Origin of the sequence: Chryseobacterium hagamense (assembly GCF_007991455.1) — a bacterium.
GTDB lineage: Bacteria > Bacteroidota > Bacteroidia > Flavobacteriales > Weeksellaceae > Chryseobacterium > Chryseobacterium hagamense.
Genome location: NZ_BJYJ01000006.1, coordinates 92,188 through 98,423, shown reverse-complemented (window position 1 = coordinate 98,423; position 6,236 = coordinate 92,188). Strand labels below are relative to the sequence as shown.

At 33.0% G+C, this 6,236-nt stretch carries 3 protein-coding genes; all 3 read left to right on the top strand.

Annotated features, from left to right (window positions below; translation table 11 throughout):
* The first annotated feature begins 435 nt into the window (after positions 1 to 435).
* The 3 genes from CHA01nite_RS08675 to CHA01nite_RS08665 are packed head-to-tail and all read left to right on the top strand — an operon-like array spanning position 436 to position 6,072.
* Positions 436 to 2,622 carry a hypothetical protein gene (locus CHA01nite_RS08675; protein ID WP_146940920.1) on the top strand — a complete coding sequence of 729 codons (2,187 nt, stop codon included), beginning with the start codon at positions 436 to 438 and terminating at the stop codon, positions 2,620 to 2,622.
* Complete coding sequence (locus CHA01nite_RS08670) at positions 2,622 to 5,465, top strand: hypothetical protein (protein WP_146940919.1); 2,844 nt, start codon at positions 2,622 to 2,624, stop codon at positions 5,463 to 5,465. The genes CHA01nite_RS08675 and CHA01nite_RS08670 overlap by 1 nt, the downstream gene beginning before the upstream one ends.
* A gap of 1 nt (position 5,466) precedes the next feature.
* Positions 5,467 to 6,072, top strand: coding sequence for a hypothetical protein (locus CHA01nite_RS08665; RefSeq protein ID WP_146940918.1), 606 nt, complete (start codon positions 5,467 to 5,469; stop codon positions 6,070 to 6,072).
* The last annotated feature ends 164 nt before the right edge of the window (positions 6,073 to 6,236 follow it).

Below are 6,236 nucleotides of genomic sequence, written 5' to 3'. Positions count from 1 at the left end.
GCTTTGCCAAAATACTTTTGCTTCGGAGATGACAAAGAGGTAGCAAAATGAAAGGTATTAAATTTTTTAAAATAAATTTTAATGCGACGAGTTTTGACGTTGTGCCCAAATACCTTTGCTTCAGAGATGACAGAGAGGTAGCAAAATGAAGGGTATTAAATTTTTTTAAAATAAATTTTAATACGACGAGTTTTGACGCTACGCCCAAATACTTTTGTTCCAGAAATAACAGAGCGTTTAAGTAACGAAAGTTAAAATGCCTGTCAGATAAAAATTTTTTAATAATCAATTGGCCGATTGATATTGTTTAATCAAAACTAATAAACCATGAATAGATGATACCGACACCAAATTCCGGGAACGGAATTTCTACAACAAGCAAGCTTTCTCGAAAAGCTATTCAAAAATTATTTAACACCAAAAAATTAACACCAAATGCCACAAAATACGACACAGGCATCGATGCCCACCTCTTCGGACAGCAAAGGCCTGAACGTGCGGCCGGACCTTCTGCCGGAGTCTTTTTTCTATCTGGAAAAGGGCAAAACATTTAACCAGGGCGCCAGTGAAAAGTTCGGCTCTAATGGTACCATGTTCAGGACCACTTCCAAAATAAGCAGCTACAACGGTAAGGTCTATACGATTTGCCAGGGACAGGTTTTTCTGCAGCCCTGCGGAACTGACACGACTAAAGTAAATGTGATCCTAAAGCCTTTCAGTCAGCCGATCAAAGGACTGGCTATTAAATATATTGTCTACAGAGGCCTTAAAAAATCCGATTTCTTCAGTGGAAGCAATGACGTCATCAACGGACTGGGGTCAACCGGTTTTGTAGACGTCATCAGAAAAGAATTTACCGCCCTTTACAATATGCTGGGAATTGCGGAGCCAACATTTACCGCGCAGTTTATCGGGTTTCCGGGATCCAGCAGCCCGCAGCCTGCCAGTACGCTGATTGATGATTACTTCCTGAAAGTCTCCAAGACGCAGACTACCGGAACCACAACCACCGAAGCAGAGCCTGCAAAGGCATTCGAACTGCCGATGATTCCGGTAGGAACCCACCTGGGAACAGTAAATGGAAGTATCGGTATCGACATCGTTCTGAATGAAGGAGACTATACCATTGCCAATGATCCCAACCCATTTCAGTTGAATCTGGACTTTGCCCGCAATCCGGACCATGTTTTAAACCAGGCTTCAGGAGCAAACGATTTCCAAAAGAAACTGATCCGCGAAACGGCGACCCAGTTCCTTGATGTTGCCGCTTTCTATGGCTTACATACCCAGGGAAAAGGGAAGATCCATCTCAATGATCATTCTATCCTGCAAACGGTGGATCAGATTGCCGCTCAGATTGTCTCTTTTGCAACTGCTGAGACTACCTATTTGTACATCCAGGGCAGCAGGCAGAGATCCTATAATTTCTACGGTAATCACAGTCTTCAGGGAAGTATGAACAATATGAAGATCGGAACGGCAGCCAACAACCTTTCCCTGCAGCAGTTTGAACAGGGGTGGCCCGTAAAAGAGCTCAATGCACAGCCGTCGCTGGTGATCCAGCTGACGACCGACAACAACGATGCCGCAGCGATGTATGTAAAACAGGGTGTTTTGCATACCGACACCGATAACGAAGACTATTTTATCCGGGGGAAAAACCTCCTTCAGGAAGCCGGTACCGGAATCGATACCAATTTCACAAAACCGATCGCCTTTAGCCTGAGCAGAACCAGCGGCAATAAAACGGTTGCTTCTTTTATACAGCTGATTTATGAGGGGAAAACCTTACAGATCACTTCTGAAACACCGGGTGCTAATCCCGGGGATCCTGTTGTAACGACAAGTTATAACTTAAAGGATATTGATGATGTCTTTGGATTAATTAATGTTACTCCGGGTATTCAGACCAAGCCTAACACAAGCGAGCTTACTTATGTTATTGATCCGAATTTATTATTGATTGATTTTCAGAATAAAGCAGGCGGGAAAGATATAGCGACGGTTACTACAAAAAAGGTTGAAGATCAGATCATGAAAAATGATACGGAAAGTCTGGAAAGGGTAACTTATGAGACTTTGCTGAATAATATCCGACAAGGGTTTGACGGTTTTTATCAAAGTAGATCAGCTTATCAGGATAATAGTAATGGAGGTACGATCACTTATAGTGATACAATAAATAACTTTTACTCGCCCGAAAAACCTTACTATTTACATACCGAAATATTTAATGATCTAGAAGGCAATACTATCACTGGATTATCTATTAGAACAGAAGAAAAAACGCTTCCAAGTAAAAAGCTTTTAGGAATAAGTAAAATTGAGAATGATAAATTTATTCTTCTAATTAATCAATACTCATTAAACAATCCAAAATTTTACTTGAAAAATGAACTTTCAGATGAAACAATAGCATATACATCTTTGGAAGGTATAGAATATAAAAAATATTCACTTTGTATTATCGGGGAAAACCAGACCGGAGGACTTGAAATAATTTTTCCAATTAATAGTGTATATGTAACGACGATTGATAATTTGGTTTTTACTTCTAATGACTATGCAAAGTTTTATCCAAAATTTTCAAAAGAAATAATTTTTAAACTCGATTTATTCTAATGGCACAAGCAATTATTCTTAAAAACGGAAATGTAGTAAGAAAAGGTAATATAACAGAGGAAAATTATTTTACTACTGGACATTTGGCATCATTTAAAGCTCCGGATGGTACAAGGTATACTTGTGCAGCCTATCTGGATATTAAAAAAAATCTCACATTTTATGTGCAGGAAAGCAGTTTTTATACTAACATCGAAACTGGAGAATATAGTAAAATGAAAATTTATAATGATACAAATTGGGGTAAAGCAGAGGAAAATGATATAATTGAAATACAGAAACGACAAATATCATCGATAGGGAATCCCAGCTATTGTTGGAATACTTTTAATAAAGCATATCACATTGGTGAATCTTTTTCTGATAGAGATATATCATTAGATGGATTCACAATAAATACTTCAAAAAGTTATTGCAATAATTCAGCATTAACAAATACTGCTCTTGAATTTTTCAATAAAAATGTAATTTTATCAACTGAATTAAAAGTTAAAGAAATCATTGCAGATGTTGCACAACTTATTAATAATATAGATAAATATATCTATCAATCTTTTACTTCCGGAATAGATTTATTAAAAGAAAATCAAAAAACATTATGGCGTAATTTAGATACTTCATCTTTAAGTGATTCTCAGAAGGAAGCTTATTATAATCAGTATTATATTCATTTATTAGATTATTACAATTTAGTAAAAAAACGACTATATATTTTAAATAATTCTACTAATATTGAAAACAGTATTTTGATAGCAATGAGTATGCATCCTGCAATCTTAATAGGATTAAGTGTCAGTATGAAAATCAAAATGCTAAATTATTTAGTGAAAAATATACTTTCTAAATATATAGATAAAATAGAATATGAGGAATTTATTGTAAATCTCGTATATTCTTTTGATGCAAATGATACGAATAATATAAATTTGTTTTTAGATAGTCTCATTAGTCCTAGTAACTCGGTACCCGATACAACACAAAAAGAACAACCAAAGCCGGAAGAATTTGAAATTTTCCGAAATTCAATAACTTTATTTGAAGCTATTTATGTAAGAATGTCTCAAAGTTGGGATTATACTGAAAGTATAATTTCTTGGGTTAATTATATTCCTGGAATTAATTTTGAGCCGGTTTTAACTAGGTACAATTTTGTAGATGCTGTTTACAGATTATGGAGATATAGTAAGTTTAATCCTTATAAAGATAATATTTATAATGCACAATTACTAAGTTTGGTTGAGGATAATCAAAATACAACTTTTAAATACAGTAAAAGCCCGTCTATTAAGTATATGTCAAATTTGAGTCTTACAATTGATAAAACCGCCGGGCCTGTTGTTATTAATTATAAATCCAAAGAAAAATTCGGAATGTTTGATCAAAATTTCATTTTTGAATTTACAGGATATAATAAAATTTGTGCTGTTACAAATGACTGGGAAGTAATTAAAACTGAAGAAATAACTGAACCTCCACTTTCAAGAAGATGGTTTCCTTACGGATATTACGATATATTCCAGCCAGTATCTCTTATAGATCATTCTAATGGTGCATCATTGCCAATATTAACTGTTGATAATGCAGATCCAACTGGTGACTTGGATAATTATAATTCTATTATTCCCATATTTTATATTAAATATATCGCAGATTTAAGTAAGAGAAAAAATGCTGAATTTCTTATCTTTAGAACTGCAGATATCGTTACTTTTTTCAGAAGTGGAGGAGGCTTAATAAATAAATTATCTCATATTAGAAGTCTCTCAAAATTTCAACAGATTATTACTTTAACAGAAACAATTCAATTTTCTGCAGAAGTAACAGATGCTGTATTGGGCTATACTGCAAGCTGTAATGGTACTGATTCAAAGTTTTGCCAAAAATTAAAAATACTTTTAGGTTGGGTAGAATTAAGTGTAGTAGGGAATGATGCAATGTCTAAACTACAGAAAAAAATAGCAGCTAAAAGATTTATAAAAGAGGTAGATTTCGGAGAAGGTGTACCAAATGATTTTAATACTACTGAAGGCCAGGAATTTATTTCAAAAATAAGGGCTTTAGCAGCAGAAATAAATGATTTGGAATTACTGAGCGAATACAAGGAGGAAGCGAAAAATAGATTTATTAATAAATTAAATAGGGATACGGAGTATTTTGAAAATTATTATTCTGATAATGAAATTGATGAGTTATCTACAATAGCTTTTGGAAAAGATCTACCTATTGATGATATTGCAGGAATTATTCACCAAGCTTGCAGAATACGTGATACTTTTTACAAAGCACCAATAAGTGAGCTTACAATTAGAATGGATAATATCATTGAAGTTAGGAGAAGAGGCTTTCCATATCCGTTTACATCAAAACCTCAATTTAATGATTATTTAAATAACAAAGTAATACCTACTTTAGATAAATTTGGTCTTCCAAAAGATAAGGCATATGTAGGGGGGTCTGGTCTTACTTCAACAACTAGTTTAAGTGGTGGAACGCAAGACACCGATTGGGTAATATATTTTAGTTCAAAAAAGAAAGAACAAGAATATATTAATAAATTATTAAATAAATTTGATGAAATGGTTACTGTAACCCCTAAAATTTTAAAATCAAAAGAAGCAAAAAAATATAAAGAAGGGCTTGTAGAAGATTATAAAGCAAAAGGACGAATTCACAAACAATATATAGTAGCAATTGAAAACGGAAAAAAGATTAACTTATTTAAAGATAAAACAAAAACTCAAAATTATATAGTTGATTTCTTCGGATCAACACCAACAGATATAACACCAAAAGTTTTTGGTGATAATGATAATATTCCTCAATTAAAAATTAAATTAGAATAATATGGCAACAAGTATTTCTTACGAAAATGAGTTTGAAAAGGCAATAACTTTAACTCAAATGGATAATATGGAAAATTATATAAAAGTATTTTCTGTAGACGGTTTAGTTAAAAGAAAAGAAGAACACAAAAAAGGAGAATTAATTTATTTAATCTACTACAAAGATACTAATGAGTCTATTGCTAATATATTATCTGAAAACAATTCAATTCGAACAATAGAAATTAGAGAAAGACAAGTAGTTGGAAGCTATGTTCAGGTAAATGAATCAGAATATGTTGATGGGGTTCTATCTTTTAGAGGTATTTCGGTTTTTGATAGTAATGGTAATGAAATTTACACGAGCCCAATTGATGTAACAACAAACCAGCATGATTATGAAGAGACAAATAAATATTTTTATGATGATAATAATAAAAAACTATATATTTTCTGGTATGGTACAAATGGTCAGTTTAGTAATATGATGAGTTATAATCCTAACCATAGTGTTTATTTAAATGAATTCAAGCAAGAGTTTCTATTAGAAGATCTACCGGGATTAGTGGATTTTGATTGGGCAAGTATGGGGTATTATCACAGTGCAAATCCCATTATTCCCACTTAATTATTTCTACCTGCTTCAATTTTCATGATTTTGAGCAATATTAAAAGTTAGTTATACCAAAACATAAAATTTCTATATAAATCACTAAGTTATTATCGAAGCTCTCCTCTTTAATTCAATATATATGTCCAAGGATATATATATAAATCAACTGAAGAGCAAAA